Source organism: Dyadobacter crusticola DSM 16708 (genome assembly GCF_000701505.1).
Taxonomy (GTDB): Bacteria; Bacteroidota; Bacteroidia; order Cytophagales; family Spirosomataceae; genus Dyadobacter; species Dyadobacter crusticola.
This window is the reverse complement of sequence record NZ_KL370787.1, coordinates 143,171-164,874: the sequence shown is the minus strand read 5'-3', so window position 1 is coordinate 164,874 and position 21,704 is coordinate 143,171. Positions and strand designations below refer to the sequence as shown.

General features: G+C 43.7%; 20 protein-coding genes and 1 tRNA gene. 16 read left to right on the top strand and 5 right to left on the bottom strand.

All coding sequences use genetic code 11. The annotated features are described in order from the left end of the window. Positions 1–28 precede the first annotated feature (28 nt). Together Q369_RS0125460 and Q369_RS0125455 are read left to right on the top strand one after the other, a co-directional pair. Positions 29–655 (top strand): DNA-binding response regulator, encoded by a 627-nt coding sequence (locus Q369_RS0125460; RefSeq protein WP_031530537.1) that lies wholly within the window; start codon positions 29–31, stop codon positions 653–655. Positions 656–764: 109 nt separating this feature from the next. Further along, positions 765–1,403: a response regulator transcription factor gene (locus tag Q369_RS0125455; RefSeq protein ID WP_157488319.1), complete on the top strand. Its 639-nt coding sequence runs from the start codon at positions 765–767 to the stop codon at positions 1,401–1,403. An 11-nt stretch (positions 1,404–1,414) separates the two neighbouring features. Here the strand turns inward: Q369_RS0125455 and Q369_RS0125450 are convergent, their stop codons facing one another. Together Q369_RS0125450 and Q369_RS0125445 are read right to left on the bottom strand one after the other, a co-directional pair. Further along, positions 1,415–3,700, bottom strand: coding sequence for a sensor histidine kinase (locus tag Q369_RS0125450; RefSeq protein ID WP_031530535.1), 2,286 nt, complete (start codon positions 3,698–3,700; stop codon positions 1,415–1,417). Further along, positions 3,688–4,524, bottom strand: coding sequence for a hypothetical protein (locus Q369_RS0125445; protein ID WP_031530534.1), 837 nt, complete (start codon positions 4,522–4,524; stop codon positions 3,688–3,690). The genes Q369_RS0125450 and Q369_RS0125445 overlap by 13 nt, the downstream gene beginning before the upstream one ends. Positions 4,525–5,201: 677 nt before the next feature. On the opposite strand from Q369_RS0125445, the gene Q369_RS0125440 reads away from it, so the two are divergent. The 14 genes from Q369_RS0125440 (at position 5,202) to Q369_RS0125365 (ending at position 17,633) form a co-directional block, all read left to right on the top strand. Beyond that, on the top strand, positions 5,202–6,596 hold the full coding sequence (locus tag Q369_RS0125440) for a site-specific integrase (protein ID WP_031530533.1): 1,395 nt from the start codon (positions 5,202–5,204) through the stop codon (positions 6,594–6,596). 81 nt (positions 6,597–6,677) lie between these two features. After that, positions 6,678–7,682, top strand: a complete 1,005-nt coding sequence (locus tag Q369_RS0125435; protein ID WP_157488318.1) for a hypothetical protein — start codon at positions 6,678–6,680, stop codon at positions 7,680–7,682. 70 nt (positions 7,683–7,752) lie between these two features. Continuing rightward, entirely contained in the window at positions 7,753–8,040 is a 288-nt protein-coding gene (locus Q369_RS0125430) for a helix-turn-helix domain-containing protein (RefSeq protein ID WP_051664289.1), read from the top strand. 12 nt (positions 8,041–8,052) lie between these two features. Then, positions 8,053–8,607 (top strand): CYTH domain-containing protein, encoded by a 555-nt coding sequence (locus tag Q369_RS0125425; protein ID WP_031530530.1) that lies wholly within the window; start codon positions 8,053–8,055, stop codon positions 8,605–8,607. Next, a complete protein-coding gene (locus Q369_RS0125420; RefSeq protein ID WP_084165857.1) occupies positions 8,564–9,658 on the top strand; it encodes an AAA family ATPase in 1,095 nt (364 codons plus the stop codon). Before Q369_RS0125425 ends, Q369_RS0125420 begins: the two co-directional genes overlap by 44 nt. A gap of 124 nt (positions 9,659–9,782) precedes the next feature. Beyond that, positions 9,783–11,117 (top strand): DUF6371 domain-containing protein, encoded by a 1,335-nt coding sequence (locus Q369_RS0125415; RefSeq protein ID WP_031530528.1) that lies wholly within the window; start codon positions 9,783–9,785, stop codon positions 11,115–11,117. Positions 11,118–11,130: 13 nt separating this feature from the next. Beyond that, positions 11,131–11,370, top strand: a complete 240-nt coding sequence (locus tag Q369_RS0125410; RefSeq protein ID WP_031530527.1) for a hypothetical protein — start codon at positions 11,131–11,133, stop codon at positions 11,368–11,370. Between the two features lie 115 nt (positions 11,371–11,485). Further along, positions 11,486–11,977: a hypothetical protein gene (locus tag Q369_RS0125405; protein WP_051664288.1), complete on the top strand. Its 492-nt coding sequence runs from the start codon at positions 11,486–11,488 to the stop codon at positions 11,975–11,977. A 10-nt stretch (positions 11,978–11,987) separates the two neighbouring features. Continuing rightward, positions 11,988–12,061 (top strand) — tRNA-Val (locus Q369_RS0125400). Between the two features lie 10 nt (positions 12,062–12,071). After that, complete coding sequence (locus Q369_RS28940; RefSeq protein WP_084165856.1) at positions 12,072–12,788, top strand: phosphoadenosine phosphosulfate reductase domain-containing protein; 717 nt, start codon at positions 12,072–12,074, stop codon at positions 12,786–12,788. Then, complete coding sequence (locus Q369_RS28620; RefSeq protein ID WP_157488317.1) at positions 12,775–13,134, top strand: hypothetical protein; 360 nt, start codon at positions 12,775–12,777, stop codon at positions 13,132–13,134. Before Q369_RS28940 ends, Q369_RS28620 begins: the two co-directional genes overlap by 14 nt. 230 nt (positions 13,135–13,364) lie before the next feature. Continuing rightward, positions 13,365–13,787 carry a DUF5681 domain-containing protein gene (locus tag Q369_RS0125385; protein ID WP_031530523.1) on the top strand — a complete coding sequence of 141 codons (423 nt, stop codon included), beginning with the start codon at positions 13,365–13,367 and terminating at the stop codon, positions 13,785–13,787. Continuing rightward, the gene (locus Q369_RS0125380) at positions 13,771–15,165 is read left to right on the top strand and encodes a hypothetical protein (RefSeq protein WP_031530522.1); all 1,395 of its coding nucleotides are present in this window, start codon (positions 13,771–13,773) and stop codon (positions 15,163–15,165) included. The genes Q369_RS0125385 and Q369_RS0125380 overlap by 17 nt, the downstream gene beginning before the upstream one ends. Positions 15,166–15,812: 647 nt before the next feature. Continuing rightward, positions 15,813–17,633, top strand: coding sequence for a hypothetical protein (locus tag Q369_RS0125365; protein WP_031530520.1), 1,821 nt, complete (start codon positions 15,813–15,815; stop codon positions 17,631–17,633). 225 nt (positions 17,634–17,858) lie between these two features. Here the strand turns inward: Q369_RS0125365 and Q369_RS0125360 are convergent, their stop codons facing one another. The 3 genes from Q369_RS0125360 to Q369_RS0125350 all read right to left on the bottom strand — a co-directional run bounded on the left by Q369_RS0125360 (position 17,859) and on the right by Q369_RS0125350 (position 21,398). Continuing rightward, a complete protein-coding gene (locus tag Q369_RS0125360; protein WP_157488316.1) occupies positions 17,859–19,271 on the bottom strand; it encodes a YopA family protein in 1,413 nt (470 codons plus the stop codon). A gap of 389 nt (positions 19,272–19,660) precedes the next feature. Beyond that, positions 19,661–20,881 carry a hypothetical protein gene (locus Q369_RS0125355; protein WP_157488315.1) on the bottom strand — a complete coding sequence of 407 codons (1,221 nt, stop codon included), beginning with the start codon at positions 20,879–20,881 and terminating at the stop codon, positions 19,661–19,663. Positions 20,882–21,080: 199 nt separating this feature from the next. Continuing rightward, the gene (locus Q369_RS0125350; RefSeq protein WP_157488314.1) at positions 21,081–21,398 is read right to left on the bottom strand and encodes a hypothetical protein; all 318 of its coding nucleotides are present in this window, start codon (positions 21,396–21,398) and stop codon (positions 21,081–21,083) included. Positions 21,399–21,704: the final 306 nt, after the last annotated feature.

The following is a 21,704-nucleotide window of genomic DNA, read 5'->3' as shown; positions in this document are numbered from 1 at the left end:
TAACTCTACTAAACCCAATTTTATCTAGATGAATGCATTAATTGTTACAAGCAATCATGTTTTCTCTTTAGGCCTGCAGTCTGTGGTTGCAGCCAGGCTTCCGCTGGGCACCTTCTTCGAGGTAAACTCCCTTCAACGGGCAGGAGAAATCATCTACCAACACGATTTTAAAATTTTGGTGCTAGATGCGGTATCCACCCGCGATAGCAAGAGCGTCCATTTAATCAAGACCATTAAAAACGATTTTCCTGAACTAGGCATACTGGTAGATTTGGGTGACCAGTTGCTGGACATCTACTTTTATATTCGTCTTGGAGTCACTGCCTTCGTTTCTAAACGGGCAACATCCTCCGAAGTTCAGGACGCCGTGATCACCTCGGCCCTTAATCCGAATACCAAATATGTAAGCAGTGATATAGAGCAGCTTTTACTTTCCCAACTAAGCAGTACTTCGGACACCATCGGGCTCACAGCGAAGCAAACATTGATTGCCAAATTACTAGTCTCGACAAGGTCACGAAGCGAGATCGCCCAGACTGTTGGGCTTAGTCCCAATACCGTCAGTAATTACAAAAGGATTATCTTCAAGAAGCTGGGTATTGCCAGCATACCACAGCTAAAAGTGAAAATGCAAATGAGTAACATGTTAGGTTGACGTGAGAAGTGGCTTATGTCATGCGGCTGATATCCCCTTTAGAGTAGATTTGCAAGTAAATCGCATAATTGTCTTTATCAGTAACACCTTTGTACCATCAACAGACTAAGTGAGAGCATTAATTGTCGATGATCATTTTATGATCCGCAACAGCATAAAATTCATTCTAGAAGACTTATGTAATAACATTGAGTTTTTAGAAGCAGATAACTACTATAATGCGGTTCGCTACTTTTCCGATCCAGATATTTCGCTAATTATTCTTGATATCGATATTCCCGGAGGTACAGGTATTGATATGGTGAAACAGATTCGGGCCGAACGCAGGGATGTACGTATTTTGATTTGTTCAGCCGCGGATGAACGTCAAATCGCAATGGACTACATAATTGCCGGAGCGGATGGCTATCTCGAAAAGTCAGTCGATCCTGTGGAGGCTACAAGAGCGGTAGAAATGGTTCTTAATGGTAAGCGCTATGTAAGCGCGGATGTGCAGCGACAATTGATGGTAGTGTTTTCAGGCGGGCATGAAACGGGCAAGGGATCGGCTAATGTTCACCTTTCAGCGCGGGAAAAACAGGTTATGCATCTGTTATTGGAGGGGAAGTGGATCAAAGAAATTGCCCTTGCGCTCAATTTGCGGGCTAATACGATCAGCACGTTCAAATCCCGTATTTTCTCGAAACTGGGCGCAACCAGCCTGTTTGACCTCGAGAAAAAAGCAAAAGAGAAAGGACAGTACTATTAACGGCATATGTCTTATTCCCCTGTAGCTAAGTCAAGGTAAAATGCTGTTCCCGGACTAAGTAGTTTCACATGAAGATTGTTCACGGCAAACGGGGCGAGCTCCTTGATGATCACTAGGCCAATCCCGGTACTGGCAACTGGTAGTGTAGATGCCTCAGTAGCATTCAGCCATTCCATGGCGGGAACTGGAATGCCGTAGCCTGAGTCCTCAATGACCAATATTATCGAAGCTGGGGCATGCTGAATATAGGCTCTGACTGTGCCAGCATCGGTGTACTTGTTTGCGTTATCCACAATATTATGAACCACGATATCCAGTAGCTGCGGAACGCTCCTTGACATCGTGCCAACAGGGATTTCGTTAATGAATGTATTTGGATGAATTTTGCCACTGTTGGCATAGAGCTTGAAATTGCGCTCGAGCAGTTGATGCAGGTCGACTAAGTCCTTCTTCATTTCCCGCTTGTAAATGGCTAGCTTTACGTAGGTGAGTAAACTTTCCAATGTGTCCTTGACGCGAACCATCACATCTTGAATATTTTCAGCCATTGCGAGTGCATGCTCATTCTGGTTTTGGCGGATGAGCTTTTTCATATGTTGGCTGACCTGAATTGCTGCGTGTAAAGGCGTACGGACGTCGTGGGCTATGGAAGCCATCATGTGTGATTGCAGGTGAATTTGCTTCAAAAGCTGACTTTGGGATGATTCAAGTTCGACCAAGGCGACCTGAAGCTCGCTGGTGCGCTCGCCGATTTGTTTTTCGAGCTCGTGGTTGCGCATCTGTACTCGATGCAGACGCATTCGCACGGCTATTGCTATCAACAAAACTGTTGCAAAGACCATGCTGATAAAAAATAGCCAGGTTTCAAACCACTGCTTTTCTACTTGTAGAGTTATATTCTTGTAGAGCTGGTTTTTATGGCCAAACCCTGTGATCTTGCGGATACAAAGCCGGTAGCTGCCGCCGCCTGTAAAAGGGATCGAAAACTTCAAGGTTCTGTCAATATCTTTCCACTGCGTCAACGGTTTTTCATCCTTGTACACCCGGTAGGAAAGGTGCAGGTTGTAGGGGTCGCCGAAATAGGCCGTGTTGATTTTAACGTCCATTTGGGGCCTGCCGGCCGGTACAATAACTTCCCTTTTATCCAGTGCGACCAGCTTATTGTCCACGATTAGCTCGTCGATGTTGATTGGCTGGCTTGGCACTTCGGGTTTGATCTGTTCTGGTGCAAACCAAACAAGTCCGTTAATTGAAGGTAGCGAGATGAAGCCGTTTTCCATTCTTACAGCACACGGCTGACAACCCCCATTGAATTCGTTGGTGTTAAAGCCCGCCCCTTTGGAGTAGTAGTGGTAATAGATCGGGAAGGGCTTGGCGGCATATTTCAGCAGATCGGCCCTTTGGATTTGAAAGAGCCCTTTATTGGTAGTTACCCAAAAAAAACCGTTTCGATCCTCAAAAATGCAATGTGAGCTGGCCAGGTAGCCGTCTTTGTCGAGCGGAAATCTGGTCAGCTTTCCGTTTTTGAGAAGGAAAAAGCCATCCGCATAGGTGGTAATCCATACTTCTTCACCTACCTGCGGAACATGAATGCTGCGTATGTAAAAATCGTGAAGCTCTTCAATTTTAGTCAGCTTCCCGTTGCGTAAATCCAGTTTAAAAAGTCCATATCCTGTTCCGATCCAAAGCCAGTCCTCATGCTGGCGCTCCAACCAGGAGATGTCTCGGAGCTTACTGGTCTCGAATTGCCGCGGCACTGGCTGATCTGCAAAAGGATCTATGTAATACAAGCCGAGATTATTGGTGCCCATCCATATCCGGTCTTGTGTATCCTGATAAAGCAGGGTTATAGGACCACTAAGGGTCCAGCTTTTAAGTTTTTTTACTCCGGTACTGTCTAAGCAGAATAGTGTCCCTGCTTTTTTAGTCCAAAAATGTCCGACCCGGTCTTTTATCACGCTGTATCCACCCCAACTGTTCGCCTTTGCAATAGCAGGCAGCCGTTTGGAAATTGCTTGGCCGGTTTTCGGGTCGCGGGAAAACCGGATGCCCGTGGCAGTCACAATGGAATTGCCGTCCGCCAACGTCTGACCGTAGAATACGTTGTTAGACAATTCCGAAGTCATTGGTTGAAATACGCGTCTTTTAATTACATAAAGGCCATTCGTGTGACTTCCAAGAAAAAGGTGGCCGGCTTTCTGTTCATAAAAGACGCTTATGATCGAATGTTCCCGGAGGTCGAAGCCTTTCAGGAGTTGATCGGCATGTAATGCTCCATCCGTTCCTACAGAAAGCATGTAAGGCTCTTTCGGCTAGCCAGGAACACCTGACCGGCAGCGTTATTCCAATAAATCTCGAATGCAGGGGCACCTTTCCTATCTGGCGCATGGATCCCCTTCACGGAGACCATTTCGGCGCTGTTTCCCCTTTCGCCGAAGCGAAATGCAAGCGCATCGTGATCCAGGTAATAAAAGTCTCTCCCGAGCTGGAAAAACCGAAAGAATGACTTGTCCTTCAACACGAACCGCCTTTGCAGTGTGCTTTTGCGGTACACATCCACAGACTGGCCATTATAAGTAAAATGGACACCGTTTTTACCAGGGTAGGTCGCAACGACCCTGTGTATCAGATCCTGTATGCTGGTCTCATAGGGAAACGGAAGCGTTTCGATTCTAACAGGTACGGGCTTCAACGTATCCTCAGGCAGGGTGACAAGAGGCAAACTCTTCAGAGTTGAATCAATTGTCGCCTTTCCGGATTTAATCCTGATCCACCTTTCGTCGTGTGTAAGTGCCAGTAAGTCACGGGATGGATTCGATGGATGTAAAAAAAAGCCTCTGATGTTATTTCCGGCAAACGAACTGCCAAAATTCTGGAAGTTAACGAACTTTCGGCCATCATAACGGCTTAGTCCCCGTTCAGTGGCCATCCAGATATTTCCCATCATGTCCTGGTTGATCGATTTAACACTGTTTTGAGGAAGTCCCTCGTCGTCGGTGAATCGTGAGATTTGAAAAGTGTCTGCCCCCTCAGCTGACTTGTGTTGTTGGCTTCTGACATAGCTCGGCAAAAGGAATATAAAAAAGAACAGTGAAATGATATGGAAAGTATAGCGTGTCACTTTGTGGGCTCAGATTTGGATTTGCATTATCGAAAATAGATAATATTCTACAAACCTTTCCTTGCAAGCTCCGAGGCACTATGAGTATTTGATAAGAGATGAATTCCATTAAAGGCTGGTATCCAATGCCAGTAGCTTATAACGAGCAAGTTAAATTGTCAAATGCCTCGAATTTGGAATCAGACCGCAGCTAATTATTCTTGCTTTTCAGGAGAAGCGAGGCTATACGGGACATTGGAGGATGGCTCGAGTCCGCGCTAGCTTCCTTTTTTTGTCTTAATGCAGCGCGCTAAGTCGCGCATCGGAGGGTGAGATTCATTGCATAGAACCAGGGAACTCACCGTTTTCGAGTTTGGTAAGAGTCTGGAACACAAGGTGCATTATGCACAAAATGTTTGCAAATAAAAAAAGGACTCGCAAGTTTCACCTCGTAAGTCCTTGATTATCAATGTGGGCCCACCTGGAATCGAACCAGGCACCTACTGATTATGAGTCGTGAACTTTGTTTATCTACTGGGTAATTAATTCTTGCTCTCTCTTTAACAAAGCGCTAGTAATGAGTTATATAAATGAATATTAGTTATCAATGCTTATTGTCTGTTTGCTGAGTTTTTATTAGTATTGTAGGCTAGTTCGTAGGCGACACTTCACATATTAGTCTGGGAGCTTCTCTGCATATGAATAAGAAAATAGCTTCTGTCAAACTTTCCTTTGAGCGTACTAAGTCGAACCTCGTTTCTGTCAAGTTACGGATAACTCACGAAAGAACGCAGAGGCGTTTCGCGTTCCCCATTAAGAATGGGGTTTTGATTTCAGAGAAGGATTTTGAGCGACTTGTTAAATACCACGAAACCGGAAACGAAAGGGTAGCTGAGGAGATACGCTTACTATACAACAAGCTTCGTCCGTACATAGATAAAGCCACCCATCTAGCAAGCAGTATTTCCCCATTTAGCTTTGAGGCTTTTCGAGAAAGCTTTTTAGATGAAACACCGGAGGAAAATAAAAACGTAGACAATACCAATGTACTGGCGGCACTCAATGAAAAGGCGGCTCTCATGAGGCGAGAATCCAGGCTGGGTAACGCGCTGAATTATGAGCTTGTTGGTAAATCCCTACTTCGTTTCATTAATTCCATGTCTGATGAGGACAAAGTTGAATTCTTAAACTATTCACCCGTACCGAAGCGCAATGTGCCAGCGGAACAGCCGCCTATTTTAAGGTTCGAACATATCACAAAGGACTTCCTGAAAGTCTACGAGCAGTGGATGCTTGTTCACGGAAAGGCGCAAAAGAAGAAAGTCCAGCCTGGCGAGATCCCGAATATGGACACCCCTGCATCTTTAACGACTGTCGGAATCTATTGCCGCCATTTGAGGAGTGTTTACAACGACGCAATTGAAGCCGGCCACGTAGATAGGGCATGCTATCCATTTGGGAAGAATAGGTACATCATTCCCGCAGGCGCCAATATCAAAAAGGCTTTAAAGAAGGAGGATGTAATGAAAATCATCAACTATCCATGCAAGCCAGGATTTGAGCAGCGCGCCAGGGACCTGTGGGTGTTCTCTTATTTGAGCAATGGTATGAACTTCGCTGATATACTGAAATTGAAAGTGGCAGACCTGGATCTTGAAACTAACCAAATCAGCTTTGTCCGGCAAAAGACTGCAAGAGCTACGAAGGGAGGCTCGAAGCGGATTCGGATTAATTTGATTCCATTTAGTGAGGAGGTCATAGATCGCTGGAAAACGCAAAGTTCTAGGCCATCTTCTTTTCTGTTCGATATTTTGAAGGAGGGCATGGATGTTGAACAGCAGAAAAAGACGATCCAGCAGGTTATAAAGATTACAAATCAATACATGAGGGGAATCGCGAAACAATTAGAAATAACTGGTGATGTCAACACGTATGCGGCCCGCCATAGTTTTAGCACCATCCTTTTGCAGTCTGAGGCTCCAATTGCATTCATCAGCCAGGCACTTGGTCACGCAAATATTAAAACTACAGAGGCGTACCTGGGATCTTTTGATGACGAGAAAACCAAAAAATATTTGAAAGCGCTCATCTGATCTTTACACCACTTGCGATTAACGCAAGGAAGATACCCAGCAGCAAGTCATAAACCGTAGACGAAATAAACACGATAGGAAATGAGATATGCTTCTTACGCATTTGATCTATTAAAACCAGCGGATCCAGTGATGGCTTTCCTTGTGTACGAAGAGGAACTCTTATCGGAAATCAAATCCTCAGGATTGAGTAAACTTCATACAATCGCTTCTGAGGAGCGACTTTGGGAAAAGTTTAACATCCCTGTCTACAATCGGATCATGGATACTTCGATTCCTGATATCGAGACTTTTTTAGATGTATTAGAGAAGATCGAGAAGCGCGATGCGGATTTCAAAGCCCGTGCCCCCGGACGCTTTGTTCCGGCGTTGATAAAGAAAGTGATCTATGAGCTAGAAGTAGAGTTCGAGGAGGCTGATAGCAAAAAACAAATACGGGGTGCCGCTATTCTAACCAAATTAAACCTTCCTCTTTTAGAGGAAAAGTATTTTAATTTACTGCAATTCTTTCCTTATGTCCTAAATCATATAGGCAAGGCCACACGTAAAGCGGAAGAGCATAAAGTTGAAAAACTTTCAAGTGCATTTCAGTTGCTCTATGATGTTGCTCCTCTAATTAACTGCGTTAAAAGAATGTTCTGGAAGTATTCTCTTGGGGGGCCAACCCAACTACTTCCGCGCGAAGTATTAACTGACAGAGATGTTGCCCCAGAGCAGGACGATACTAAGTTTTCAAAACTTTGGCAGTCACTCAAAGAGAATAATTTCTTTACCTTAGAGAAAACCAAATCCTTATCAAGCGACCAAAATCGGGCATTGGTTAGGAAGTTAACTGATGGCAACTTACCCTATAAGATAGCAATGCTTGAACATGTGGGTTTCATCCGATTCATTGAGAGACAGCACCCGAACAGCACTAAAATAGATTACTGTAAACATCTCAAGAAGGCAATTGGGAATAATGCCAATGATATTGAGAACGCAATAAATGGTTTACTTGGAGGTCAGAAACCACGGTATGACTCCAAACGCTTCGAGGATTTGGCGCGAGATGATTTTGCTGACATAATTAAGGTGCATCAATAGGTGCGTGCACTTATAGATGCACCTGTTATGCACCTATTAACATTGCCTCATCAAACAAAATGGTGAAGTAATGCAACAAACAATCACATTTGATTTATTACCTCAGGCTGTTGGTTCACTACTCCGAGAGGTTCAAGAGATTCGCCGAATCATTGAGGCCCAGAATGGCCCAGCGCCGGTTGCGAAAGAAGAAATTCTGGATATTAAAGGAGCTGCGAAGTTTCTTAACATTTCGGAGCAAACCATCTATCAGAAAGGGGATCGCCTTCCTAGGCGTAAGCGATTTGGAAAGTTATACTTTTTGAGGTCTGAGCTGGAGGTATACATGGCGGAGGGCAAAATTTATTCAAAAAAATAAACCGGTCCGAGCATGTCGAAAACATACATCGAACCGGAGATCTTTGGGCGAGACGAAGGTACGAAAAAGGAGTTAACTTTTAAAGTAAATTCGGCGTTAACCCGCTTGAATTCAACGGCCTTTGAGGCATTGAAGCTTAAAAGTCCGAATGTTCCAGAGAACGCCATTCCTAAGCCCCGCTATCGTGACAAAACAGCAAATGATCTTACCAGATCGATAATCAAATGGCTGGAGTTGAACGGCCATCAGGCTGAACGTATATCCGTGGAGGGTAGAATCCTAGACACGCGCAAAATCATCACTGATGGTATCGGTAGGCGTAAGATCATCGGCAGCGTCACACGAATCAAGTCAAGTGCCAGAATTGGCTCAGCGGATATCTCCGCGACCATAAGGGGCCGATCGGTAAAAATCGAAGTAAAAATAGGAAATGATCGCCAAAGCAATGGGCAAAGCGAGTACCAGAAAGAAGTCGAGACGGCAGGAGGTATCTATTTGATTACAAAGACCTTCCAGCAATTTTATGACTGGTACTACCAGTTCGGAAAGGAGGCTGCCGGTGAATGATTTTTTAGAATCGATTGAGCGGGAGCAGACTGATCTATTAGGAAATGCACTTAGCAAATATGAGCATTTACGGGTAACAGCAGAAAAAACATACCCAAACACAGAGCCCATTATAACCTGGAATGACCAAGGCGTGGCAAGCCCAGGGAATATAACAGGAATTAGCGCACCTCCCAAAGCAGGAAAGACGGCTGTGAGCAGCGTGCTGGCTGCTGGGGCTATCTCAAAATTTGGTGATATTGATGGTTTCCCCGCGATTCAAGTCAAACCAAATCCCGCGGGGCTGGCGGTCGTCGTCATGGATACGGAACAATCGGAGTATGACCAACAATACAACATCAAAACAACATTACGGCGTGCCGGATTGCGGGCTACCCCGAACAACTTCTTGTGCTATAATATCAGGCAGCTATCAATGAATGAATATCGGGATGTGACCAATGAGATATGCGAATCAGCCGCCCAGGAATTTAGCGGGATCCATTCAATTTTTATTGATGGTGGGGCGGACTACATACGGTCAGCGAACGATGAAGAAAAATCTGCGGAAATAATTGAATACTTCACACACCTTGCGATACGGTTCAACTGTGCAGTGATTATCGTAGTGCATACCAACCCTGGCGGAGATAAGGAACGAGGGCATTTTGGCAGCTACCTGCAACGAAAATGCTATGGTATACTTACCATCGAGGCACGCGACGGAATCTCAATACTGCGAGGAAAGGCCACTCGAAAGGCTGGTGATTTCGATCCAATATGCTTCAAATATGACAGTGACAAAGGATATCACATACAAGTCGACGCGCCCGACAGAGATGCGGAACGGGATGAAAAGCAAATTGAGAAGGCCAGAGCGGCCCTGGTGGCTGCGCTTGCAGAGCCAACCGGATACAGACATAATGACGCCGTCAAAGCGATAATGAAAGTGAACAAAATCAATAGCGACAGGACCGCAAAGAACTATCTCAAAATCGGGGAGGCCCAGGATATCTTAAAGCATGAGGGCGATCTATATTACCTAAATAACGAGCGGGGTAATTTGGGGTAATTCGGGGTACCGCTACCCTGTAAGGTCGGGGTAAATTACCCCTTATATATATAGGGGAATTACCCTTACCTCAGCCTGAAACCAAGAATCAACAAATTACCCCACTCCAAGTGGGAATCAGGATATGACAAACACCGCAGAATATCAGTACACGCTAAAAAAATACAAGACGCCGTCTGATCGGATCACTTGCCCATCCTGCGGAGCCCGGAAAAGTTTTGCACCATACATCGACGTTGAGACTGGACAGGAATTACCCGAGAATTATGGGCGCTGCAACCGTGCTGATTCATGCGGGTATCATCTTAACCCCTACAAAGATGGCTTTGGAAGAGAAGATAAACCAGACGGGTTCGTTCCGGCACCTATTAGAAAACAACAGCCAGTAAAACCCGTTGTCAATCTGCCCAGAGAGTTGCTGAAAAGCACTTACTTTCAAAGTGAGGAAAATACACTGATCAAACATTTAGCAAGGCTTTTCTCGTCTGATGTTGTCAAGTCATTGAGAAGGGAGTATTTGATCGGGAATCACGACGTATGGCCGGGCTCCGCTGTGTTTTGGTTTGTTAGTCAAAAAGGGAACATACGAGCCGGCCAAGTGAAGCAGTTTGACGAATCCGGGCACACGGTGAAAATTAATGGGGATAGTCGGACTGTTTGGATACATAAGCTCGTACCAAAAGACACCGAGTGGTTAGAAGGATACGAAAATCAAGATATGAGGGTAGATTGCCTGTTCGGTGAACACTTATTGGACAGGTATCCGGGAAAGCCTATCGCTCTTTTCGAAAGCCCAAAAACCGCAATTATTGCAACACCCTTTTTCCCGAAATTTTTGTGTCTGGCTATGGGTGCACTCGACTACTTTACGGAAAACCGAATAAGTGCGCTGAAAGGCCGGAAAGTGATTCTATATCCTGATCTATCACCATCAGGCAAAGCGTTTCATAAGTGGTCAGAAAAGGCCGAGAAGTTCAAGCATGTGGCTGATTTTAAGGTGTCAGAAATACTAGAGAAGGTTGCAACCGATGACGAGCGGATCGAAGGACTGGACATGGCCGACTATCTGGAACGTATTGCTACACCTGTTGTTCAAGAGATTGCCGTTATCTCGCCTCCGGAAATTGTCAGCCACGTGGATCCTTCTCCGGCTCCAGATTTTGCTACGACGAGTCTTTTACCTGAACAGTCAGATAGTTGGGAATCGGAGGCATTTGCTTTCGACCTTGAGGAGCATTGGGATTGGCTTTTCAAACTTCCACAAACAGCCATGGAGCAAAAAATAACATTAACGACGCTAGCAATGGATAAACCTTATGACCGTGTTTGTGATATCCAATTATTCTTAACTGGAAGGCTTAATTACATCCAGGCGTTCACCGGTCGCAGCAAACAAGGAAATAGGGCTCTTTTCATACGACAGGTTACAGAATTGCGGGAATCATTGAACACCATTTAAACAAATATTAACTATGATCATTATAGCGCAAACCGATCAAAGTACGGTTTATCTTGATAATTACATGGGGAGACCTGTTCGGTTCAGAAAATGTAAAAAAACCGGTGAGGTAACGATTTTTAGTGACGACGTTGCAACAATCCTTGGCTTTGCCAATACCGTGGAGATGCTCAGTGATGATGGAGTGATGGACCGTGTGATTCAGATACAAAAGGAAACCGGTTCGTTTCCGATTCGTAGGTTTGAGGATTAAGAAAAAAATCTATGATTTTGAAAATATCTAAAGGGTGATATTTTTAGTGTCAAAAGTTTGGTAGTCTCAATAAAATGTATTTTATTCATTAGTAGGAAGTTGTACTAGAAAATAGATGAAAAAAGAGCGAGATTTAGGACGTCCGAGCGGCAGGCCCTCTAATTTTAAGCCAGAATTGCACCCTGATTTAACCTATCGGCTGTGCTGTGTAGGGCTCACTGATGCTGATCTCGCTTTCGTATTTGACGTATCCGAAGCAACGCTCAATAATTGGAAAAGTCAGCATGGTGAATTCTCAAAACGCATGAAGCAAGGCAAAACAGTAGCTGATGCGAAAGTGGCTCACAGCTTGTTTAAGCGTGCTACGGGATATGAACAGATTGAGAAAGGCCTGGTCGAGATAGAGACGGCTGAGAACGGCACAGAAATGAAGCCAGTTGAGATTAGGCGGCATATTCCAGCAGATGTAAATGCGATTATCATTTGGCTTCGGAACCGTACCGGGTTCTTCAAGCAAAAAGAAGCGCATGTAGAGATGCCGGAAGTAATGGCCATGGAATTGAAACCTTTTTTAAGCCATATTAATCCAGGTAAGGAGGAAATCTAAGAAAACCAACCGCGGGATAGAGAAGCTGGACATCTCGCTTGGTTAACCTCCAAGAGATCGCTGGTTCGAATCCAGCTCCTGCAACGACAAAGCCATGATAACAGACGCTAGACTTTTAGAAGATTCAGATCAACTCTGCAAACGAATTGCAAAGCAAAGCGGCGGCATTGGCGTATTATCTTTTTCAATGGGGAAGGATAGTATTGCTGGCTGGATCCAGATGCAGAAGCACTTCACGAAAGTCTATCCTGTGTTCCTGTATATGGCCCCTGGACTCGAATTCCAGCGAGTTCAGATCGAGTATTATGAGAAGACGTTGGGAATAAGGATTCAACAGTTCCCGAACCCCAGCCTTTACCGACAATTGAATTGCTTTATGTACCAATCGCCGGGTAATCTGGACGCGATATACGATGCTGACCTGTATGAAGCCGGTTACGATGATATTTTCTCCCTGGCAAAGATGGATTTAGGAATCAGTCAGGATACGTATGTAGCTGTTGGTAACCGTATGAGCGACTCATTGAATAGAAGAACCTCCATTATTAGGTTCGGTCCCGAAAACAAAAAACGGAAGCAATTCTTTCCGGTCTTTGACTGGACAAATGAAGAAGTGGTAAATGAAATTAGGGCTTCTGGAATAAGGCTCCCTGTTGATTATCAAATTTGGGGTAGGTCGTTCGATGGTTGGGACTTTCGATTTTTGGCCGGTTTAAAGGAACACTTCCCCGGTGATTTCCAGAAAGTCAAGGAAATATTCCCTTTGATCGATTTGGAACTTAAACGCTATGAGCATTATGGGATTATTTGACATGAATTTGAAACCAAAAAAGAGGGCTGAGCAGCAGAGCGCAGAGCATGTCGCCAATCAGGAAATCAGCGAAACGTTAAAGGCCTTCAAAGACCGGTCGAAGGGTGAGAAGTCCGAGAAGGCGACAAACACCAATTCGGAGTTTTGGTTCGCGGTTTATTTCGCAGATGAAGATCAGCGAAACGAGTTTCTAAGGAAAATCAACTCGTTGTCCCTGTTGGACGATCAATACATTAACGGAGAGGCATTGGCCCGAAAGATGGGGATTGAGTTAACCCCTAAAAAGATCAAAAAGCCAAAGCCTTTCCGTAAGCCTAAAAATATAGACGACCTGATAGGATTTTAATTATTCACCCTAAACAGATACAACGGTTAGAGACTTATTAAGAAGAGCGGGTAGAGCTATCCGCCGATTTGTAGACCGGTTTAGAGGCCGAGAAACCTCTATTACGGATGCAAATGATGACACTGAACGACGCAGAAGGGCTGCGGGCAGGCAGACGTCTGGGTCATTTTGAATCGAGGGGATGCTCAATTATATACAGGCCCTTTTAAACACTGTTTAACACTGCAAGAATGAAACCAAATCCGGGAAAGAATGGGGGGACGTTAAGATCCTGGGAAAAGGGAGAGTCCGGAAATCCCAAAGGCAGGATGAAGGGTTTAACGCATTGGGTCCGTGAGCTTCAAAGTAAAAAGAAGTTTACCATCAGGGTTGAAATGGAAGATGAGGATGGAGAGATCACAATGATGGAGCGCACATTAACACTCAACGAAGGCGCAGCCAAAGTAGCAGCTACCCAGCTTCTTCTCAAGGCCGCGCAAGGGGATATGGAAGCGATTAAGGAGCTCAATAAGATTGATCAGGCAGCATGTGAAAGGCATGCTTTGTATCAAGGTGGTGGTAGTTCATCTCTACCAAGATCTACACCGTTCAGTGTGATTGATCCGAAAACAAACGAAATTAAAATTTTAGAGATCGGTGCAGATAACCAATAAGCAGCTTGAAGCGATTGAAGTGTTAGCCTCTACAAAGGTGACGTTTCTGCTGTATGGTGGCGCGATCCGGGGGGCAAAGACTATCTGGCTGGCGATTGTGATGGCAGAGCTAGCGAAAACCTATCCTAATAGCCGTTGGGTAATTATGAGGGCTGACAGGCCAAAGATTACAAGCAACTTGGTCCCATCCGTCAATTACATTTATTCAAAACCGGAATACAGTAAGCACATTGTTGCGAGAAACAAAGCCGAGTTGACATATACCTTTGATAATGGGTCCGTGGTTCAGCTCTTTCCGGAATCGTTCAACCAGGATAAAGACTTGACCCGTTTCCACGGACTTGAGGTGAATGGCTTCGGACTAGATGAGCTTTCGGAGTTTCAGGAGCAGACGTTGGATAAATGTTTTGAGCGGGCCGGTTCGTGGCTGAATGCTGAACCGAACACCTTCGGGAGGAAACCCCGCCCGCTCGTCTTGGGTACGTGTAATCCTACTAAAAACTGGGTTAAAACCAGGATATACGACCGGTTTGTCGACGGGACATTACCGGAAACATGGAAGTATATACAAGCTAAAGTCACCGATAATCCTTTTGTGCCGAGTTCGTACCTGGAATCGCTCAAAACGAATATGACGCCAATCAACTATCAGCGTTTCGTGGACGGTGATTGGGAGTATGTTGAATCAAACGGGCACGAGTGGATTTATAATTTCAATTATACTACCCATGTCAGGCAAGTGCCATATTTACCGGGAATGCCGAGTTATTTAACATTTGATTTCAATGTTTGGCCCTATATGACGCTGCTTTGTTTTCAAGTTGAAGAAGCCAGTGTTGGTGGGCAGCAAGGGTACCGAGTTAGGTTCTATGACGAGTTTTGTTTGTCGCATCCACATAATACGGCAGAGGCTGTTTGTAAGGAGTGGATTAAGAAGTACCCGGCAGTCTATGGGCCAGTACCGGTTAGTTACTGCGGTGACGCATCAGGGGAGAACCGTATTCCGGGCTTTGGCGAAAGAAAAGCATTTAACGCGGTCCGTCAGGCGCTTGAAAAGTATATCCACTCTAAATCTGACCGGGTTTACAAGAAGCAGTTCTTCAATGAGTTTCTACGGAAGTTTTTGAATGACATTTTTGGAGGATACCTGCCAATAGAGATATGGATCGACGAAATAAGATGCCCGAAATTCATCAAGGATCTGCAGGAAACTATCGAGAGCCCAAACGGCGGCTTTGTCAAGGAAAAAGCAACTGACCCGAAAACCAAGGTGCAATATGAACGAAATGGGCACTGTGTCGATGCAGGCAAGTACGGGCTGTTATCCGTCTTTTCAGAGCTCTATGAAACTAAATATCATCGTAACAACTCAATTTAAATTCAATACCATGGAAAATAGAAATAGTGTACAATTAGTGTCTGATTCAGATCAAGTTTATAGGATTCTAACAGTTGAGGAAATGAAATTACCGGTAGATGCCTCCTCTGTTCCCTGGATTGTGGAGGATCCCATTACCAAAAAGCGGGTTGCGCTTGACATTGGAGGTCAGGAAGGACCGGTATAAGCATTGATGAGGGTAGTGAGTAGCCCTGGAAACTTTGAGCAGGTTGCGATCAAGTATCGCTATTGTTTAATGCATGTTCCCGTAGCAGTCATCCCTCCACCGCTGGCCTGCGAAATTCCCTGCTTCTTAGCTTCCTCCATCTGGGACTTGGTCAAATTGCAATATGTGCTTTTGCTACTTCCGGTGTGTCCCTGGGTGCTGACAGTGAAAGTGCAATCCCAGCAAAATTTCGCCTCGGGACTTACCTCAGATGATTTTCCGCCGCAGCTGGAAATCAATAGGCTGAAAAAAAGTAAATATCTCATTCTCATAAACTCTGGTGTACAGGTAAGGATACCATATCCACGGGGAAATTCCAAATTGATATTATTTAGTGTCCTTTCTGTGTATGGACAACCTTTTCAAGCCAATCCTCGGTTCCATTTAAATCATATAAGACAAGCATTTAAACTACACAAAAATGGCATTTATTTATAAGTTCAGCTACGCTACAAGAACGGCAACAATCCAGCCAAAGGCAATTGGTAAAATTATTGTTGCAAGAGAAGAGGGCGAAGTGTTTTTTCGCGAGAAATTTGTTGGATCGTTGGTAGTTGCCGGAGATGACTATCACTTTTTGAGGGATGCGAAAATCTTCGCTGTTGAATGTTGTCAAGAAATAGCTCTATTCATTGAACGAACATGCTCCAGCGGCACGGAGCTATTCTGGCAGGGATACTTCAACGTGATGGATATTGAATGGGATGAAGACAATTTACAGGCCACAATCAAAAAAGTACAGACCCGAGATGACTATAGCGCAATCTTTTCGAATTGGCATAAGGAAATCAACTGGCTAGATTATAAAAAGGCCTACCGACCAAACAGCGGTAAGAAATCATTTGGTCAAGCTATTCACTTTCACCAGATTACGCCAAAGACTGCACAGTACAATCCAAATGAGTCAGACATTTATTGGCGCGGATTTAGCTTTAATAACGGCGTTTTCTATCTAGTCAAGGAGTCACTGAAAGGCACGGCTGAGGAAGACATAGCAGAAATAACTTTACCGGAACTTTCTCAATTTTTAAGCGCGGAAATTAACCCGGTGACAGGTAAATACAACTACCTGAAAGATGTAGTGGTGATGCAAATGTCTGATGCTAAGCGCCCAGGAGCAAGCACAGCAGCGATTACCGGCATGGTTACGCTCAGAGATGTCTTGAATGAATTGAAGCTCATCTACAACGCACATTGGTTTATCAATCCTGAAGGTAAAATTCAGATTGAACACATTTCTTACTTCCCACATCTTTCTTACGAGCCAGCACCAGTCACATTAGATCTGACCGAAGATAGGCATGCTGAGGCTATTGATGGTAAAAAGCAGTATTGGTATCAGACCGAGCAATTAAAAGGAATAGAGGGCGTGACATGGAATTTGAACGAAGCCGCTTATAATTCAAAGTCAGAATTGGCGGTTCCCGAATCTTATAAACCAACACGTGAGTTTTCTGGCGCCTACATGTTCTATTCTGATTCATGCGTTCCGAAAACCGACAAAGGAGAGAAGACGACTGACTTCAAGAGCGTAAGCCTATTTGTGACTGACTGGCTTGGGTTAATTAATAGACCGGACACTTTCCCTGAGCAGGGCTGGGCGCTTGCTCACGTAACAAATTACCTGAGTACAACGGGTATAGAATTGGGCTGGGTTCCTGTTTCGGGACAGCGGGTAATGAACGGCTGCCTTTCTGCTACGAGGCTATTCTTTGACTTTGGAAGATACAATTGCAGCTTTCACTATGGGATGCTATCTCCCTTGAAAGAGCCTCCAAAAGAAATTGAAGAAGGTGACCTCCTTATTGAAAGGCCTACTCGCACAAAGACGGTGAAAAACATCAAATACTTTACACCAGTGGAACTCGGTATGTGCTGTGGTAGTGATTTCGACTTTTCTGGGATGGTTAAACACCCTCTCGCAAGCGCCGCGGTTATATCGCAGGTTGAATATGACCTGGATGTTGATTCAATTGAGATGTCAATCCAGGCCGCAAATCTATGTTCAGATGTGCCATTCCCAGACTATAATGAAGAGGATGAGCCGGTAGAGGGCTGTAAACCTGCTGGAATGCTAATCCGCCGAGAGTTGGTGAACAAATCTAGAACTGATAGTGGGATTTATTACGTGATTGTCAGTACCTACACTGAGTATTATGCTGACGGGGCTTGCGGAGAGTATACAACTACCTCGATCGAGAGGTCTCAGCCAATTCCAAAACGGGGGAATGGTCCTAGGTAAACCGAGTGGACCGTATTAACATCATTGGCCTGCCGGTATTGATGGAGTAAATGGTCTTGGAAGCGACGTTGTTATAGCAAGTCTGAAATGGTTAGAAACGCCAAGGACAACATGATTAAGGAATTGCTGGCAATGTGAGTAGAATTGAAGGAGATCAAAATAACAGCAGTCGGGCCTTCATTGACACCTACAAAACGGACTGATTTGAAATAATCCTCAAAACGATCAGTCTGTGATTTTTGTCTCGTCTTCCATCCAGGGAAGAGTTTGCTCCATTCCCCGCCATAGAGCAGTGGAGATCCTAGAATTGTAAAATCCTTTATATCCCAAAACAAAAAGAACTGCTAATTCAATGTACCACATGCTTAGAACAACAGACTCCGAAAGAACAACGTCAGGTATTTTCTTCATCTTTCTTCTATTACGATCACTTGAATGGCTTAATGAATTTCTTATCCGAGCAATAATAAAGCACGCGTCTATAATCTCTTCTGGGTGGTTGTCTTTTTTATTTGCAACGTCCTCTTTGAATTTCTGAAGAAATTGCGACAACTGCTGCAAAGGCTCTGGAACATCAGTCATTTGTCCAATGATGTGCAAAATAGCTCTTATCTTACCAGCGGCAGTAGCTGTACCTACTTCCTTTGGAACAGTGAACTTGGCTACTTCTACCATCCAATCATAGATAAGCTCAAGTCCGGCCTGAGCTAAAACAGATTTTACTTCGATTCCATCATTACCATTTGCCTCAATATACCAATAGACCGTTGTGCTCAAAATTGTGGTGTAAGCATTATTGAAGAAATGATTGTAAAAAGCAATCCATAAATCATTAAGATTAGAGTTCCATCTATTTGGAAATATCGAGTGGACCCTTTTATAAGGATCGTTTTTGAAGAAGGTAAAATCCTCCCACGCCCTTTTCCCTTGTAACTTTCCTACCAGGAATAATGGAGAAACTTTTCGCCCGTTGATAAGGCTTAAAAAACGACTTAAACAATTGAGAACTGCAAGTGCCTCTGTGTAGCTAATTTGATTTCCTTTTTTTTCAAGCTGGCCACTGTACATAAGTCCAAATCCTCCAATCCTATCCAGAGCTGCTTGAACATCATTACTATCAAAACGCTGGTCGATAGTTATCTTAAAGCATTCATTCTCAATAAAGAAGCGATTCCCCGCCATTTGAATCTTATTTCTTGAAGTTTGGCGAACATTGTGAGTTCCGTGAATTGATCTAAGATTAGGAACTGAAAATAGAACGCGGTCGACTAATTGATCTTCAGCACCTAATAACGCACGGCCTTTTAGCTTGGCTTCAAAGCTTGAGCCGCCCATCTCCATTTTTTTGACTACTCCATTTCCGAAAAAATTGTTATTTATGAAAATCGCAATTTGGGTATCTATTAGGTAATGACTTAGTAAAGTACTCTTATCCAATTCAGATGATAAGTATCCTGATATTTGAACACCCATGTCGCTGGGAAACCAAGAAAAGTAAATAGTTCCATTAACTAAGATCTGCAAATCACCTAGCTTCAATGCAAACACGCCATCGTGGATTTTACGACGTGAACTAGCGCTTCGCATAGTCGCTGTTCTTTCCAGTGTAAAAGGAATATTATCGAAATTAACATTCATAATTATGCCATTTAATCTTAATTGAAGCTAGGTAGAACATTCGTGGCGTAATATTTATTGATGGAGCGGTTTACACGTAAAGTTACCCCAGCTGTCAATAATGGAATAATAATTATGGTTAGAACTGATAGCGTATCAATGATCTTTTTTGTTGAATCAACGGCCACAAACGGCTTGCCACAAGGAATTTTTTAAATTTTAATTAAGCGATTCGATTCTCCCTTCCTCCATTCGCTCATACCCTTCACTAGCCAGAATGCCTGACCTTTGTCGGACATAAGGTTCAACATGTATTCGCCAATGCCTGTCCTTCACTACAAATCTACCTATGTCAAAATCAGGTCCTTGAATATAAGCACCGGGTAGGACTAAGGTATTTACGTATATTTTCAAGCATCAATGTTCTTCTTCTTTTGGATGGATTCAGTTACACGTTCAATTACGCTTTGTATGTCAATAATATTTAGTGCATCAGACTTTGACATTCGTGTACGGAGAGGGTCTTTGTGGATCTCACTCAGCACCGTAGCAAGGTATTCAACCGCTTTATCTTCATCAATCTTTCTTATTTCCTTAGTAAATGCCACAATTGATTTTGCTAATACCGATTTGTATGCATAATCCTCTGCAAGGTTTTTTTGCTTTGTATATTGCCGCGCACAAAATGCTGCTGCTGAAAGGCATATACTTACCGCTACCGCGCGACCAACCAGCACTATCCATGGGTACTCGTTTAATAGTGGATTAGGAACGGTGTTGGGTTGGATCGCCTTCGTCTCACTTATAAAAGTAATCGTGATTGATATTGCAGCAATAATACTTGCTAAACAACCAGCAATCCAAGACAACAGTATTGTCCAATTACTTGCAGATTTATGTTGAGTTGCGAACGCTCCGCTTATTCCTTGTGCTGATGTGAGTTGAAGTGCAATTTCAGCTTGCTCTATAAGCTCATTAATCTTTTTTTCCCTAGCAACAACCCCTTTTGCTTTTACTTCTAAATTGTCAATGGTCTGCTTGTGTTGATCTATCTCGCCTGCAAAGGTGTTCACGGCAAGTCGCTTAGATTCAATTTCAGATTCAGCAACACGTGCATTTGACAGCATAGCCTCAACTTGTGAAGAATGGCTGGTAATTGAAAACAATTCTTTCTCTGCACTTGCTTTCAATGCGGCAATGTTATGATTCAGTTGCTGAGAATCGCCTGAATTAATATTCGAAACGGTTCTAGCTTTTTCGATTTCCTCAATATAGCGTTCAGCCATTTTCATGGTGCCTCTAAGAACCCGAATTTCTTCCTTCAAATTGGCGAATTCCAGTATCTCATTAGGAACAGTAAGGTCTTTTGATATCAACCTTTCTACGTTAGCGAGACCTGCCTCTTCTATGAGAGAATCGATGAAGGATAGCATCTGGGCGGCATTTGCCTTACTTTGAAAGGCATTTAAGTATAAGTTGAGGATATTATTCCGCCTTTGAAAGGATATTTGTTCAAATACCTCAGCCTCAATCGCCAACAGAAGTATACTTCTGATTCTTGTATATCTTTCTAGGTATTCCGAAATAGCCCAGTCTCCGTATACAACCTGATCTCCTGGTAGTTCTTTCAATCTGGCTAATAGTTGATCGTATTCTAAATACTGCAAAAGCGTTTTTGTTGTGTCCTTCACGTTACCTATGTAAATTATTAATATTGTTTTTGTATTACTTGAAGGCTAGCCGTTGATTTCAATTATAATCGATCTTCCGTCCTCATGGTTGTCGTAGAAGCAGGAGTGAGGAGATTGCGTCGGTTGGCTGACAAGAATATCAATTATTTTCGACCAAGATTTTCAAGCTGCGCGAAATGTTGCCTACCACTTGCAGAAAGAAATATGTCGCGATTGAAGACATTAGCACGCCTATCGAAAGCACGATGCCGGTGCCACTAAATTCGGAGCTGCTGCTAGTTCCGTAGATTGATGGCGTGTTAACAATGCCTAATGAGAAGAATAATATCCCTGCTGAGATTACGCCCATAATTAGCAGAAGAATGGAAACATTTGAAAGGCTTTCTTCAGTACTGAAGTCAATTCGTTCAGTAACTAATTGTATGGGCTCTGCGTCTGACGTAGATAGGTTTTCCATAAGAGGGGGAAGTTGATGTAAATATTTCACTCTCAAGTGAGCTTTAATAGCAATTCTACTATTGTAAATCATAAAACACGTAATTCTACCTGGTCAACAAAAGCAGGGAGGGTTTGCTCGCGTGCACTAAGGGATGATATAGGGGATGGCATTTACATCTCAGCTATATACGACTTGGGACAAGCTTGCACCACCACTAACATGACACGGCAAAGGTGAAGAGCTGGTAATGAAGGATTCAGGTATTAAATGATTACCGTCGAGTATACTCATTGGCAAATGGTTAGGTTCTGGATCAGTTTTTAC

Coding starts and splice junctions, on each gene's coding strand:
- Q369_RS0125460 (WP_031530537.1), top strand. CDS start 29: ATGAATGCATTAATTGTTACAAGCAATCATGTTTTCTCTTTAGGCCTG.
- Q369_RS0125450 (WP_031530535.1), bottom strand. CDS start 3,700: ATGCTTTCTGTAGGAACGGATGGAGCATTACATGCCGATCAACTCCTG.
- Q369_RS0125440 (WP_031530533.1), top strand. CDS start 5,202: ATGAATAAGAAAATAGCTTCTGTCAAACTTTCCTTTGAGCGTACTAAG.
- Q369_RS0125435 (WP_157488318.1), top strand. CDS start 6,678: ATGAGATATGCTTCTTACGCATTTGATCTATTAAAACCAGCGGATCCA.
- Q369_RS0125430 (WP_051664289.1), top strand. CDS start 7,753: ATGCAACAAACAATCACATTTGATTTATTACCTCAGGCTGTTGGTTCA.
- Q369_RS0125425 (WP_031530530.1), top strand. CDS start 8,053: ATGTCGAAAACATACATCGAACCGGAGATCTTTGGGCGAGACGAAGGT.
- Q369_RS0125420 (WP_084165857.1), top strand. CDS start 8,564: ATGACTGGTACTACCAGTTCGGAAAGGAGGCTGCCGGTGAATGATTTT.
- Q369_RS0125415 (WP_031530528.1), top strand. CDS start 9,783: ATGACAAACACCGCAGAATATCAGTACACGCTAAAAAAATACAAGACG.
- Q369_RS0125410 (WP_031530527.1), top strand. CDS start 11,131: ATGATCATTATAGCGCAAACCGATCAAAGTACGGTTTATCTTGATAAT.
- Q369_RS0125405 (WP_051664288.1), top strand. CDS start 11,486: ATGAAAAAAGAGCGAGATTTAGGACGTCCGAGCGGCAGGCCCTCTAAT.
- Q369_RS28940 (WP_084165856.1), top strand. CDS start 12,072: ATGATAACAGACGCTAGACTTTTAGAAGATTCAGATCAACTCTGCAAA.
- Q369_RS28620 (WP_157488317.1), top strand. CDS start 12,775: ATGGGATTATTTGACATGAATTTGAAACCAAAAAAGAGGGCTGAGCAG.
- Q369_RS0125385 (WP_031530523.1), top strand. CDS start 13,365: ATGAAACCAAATCCGGGAAAGAATGGGGGGACGTTAAGATCCTGGGAA.
- Q369_RS0125365 (WP_031530520.1), top strand. CDS start 15,813: ATGGCATTTATTTATAAGTTCAGCTACGCTACAAGAACGGCAACAATC.
- Q369_RS0125360 (WP_157488316.1), bottom strand. CDS start 19,271: ATGAATGTTAATTTCGATAATATTCCTTTTACACTGGAAAGAACAGCG.
- Q369_RS0125350 (WP_157488314.1), bottom strand. CDS start 21,398: ATGGAAAACCTATCTACGTCAGACGCAGAGCCCATACAATTAGTTACT.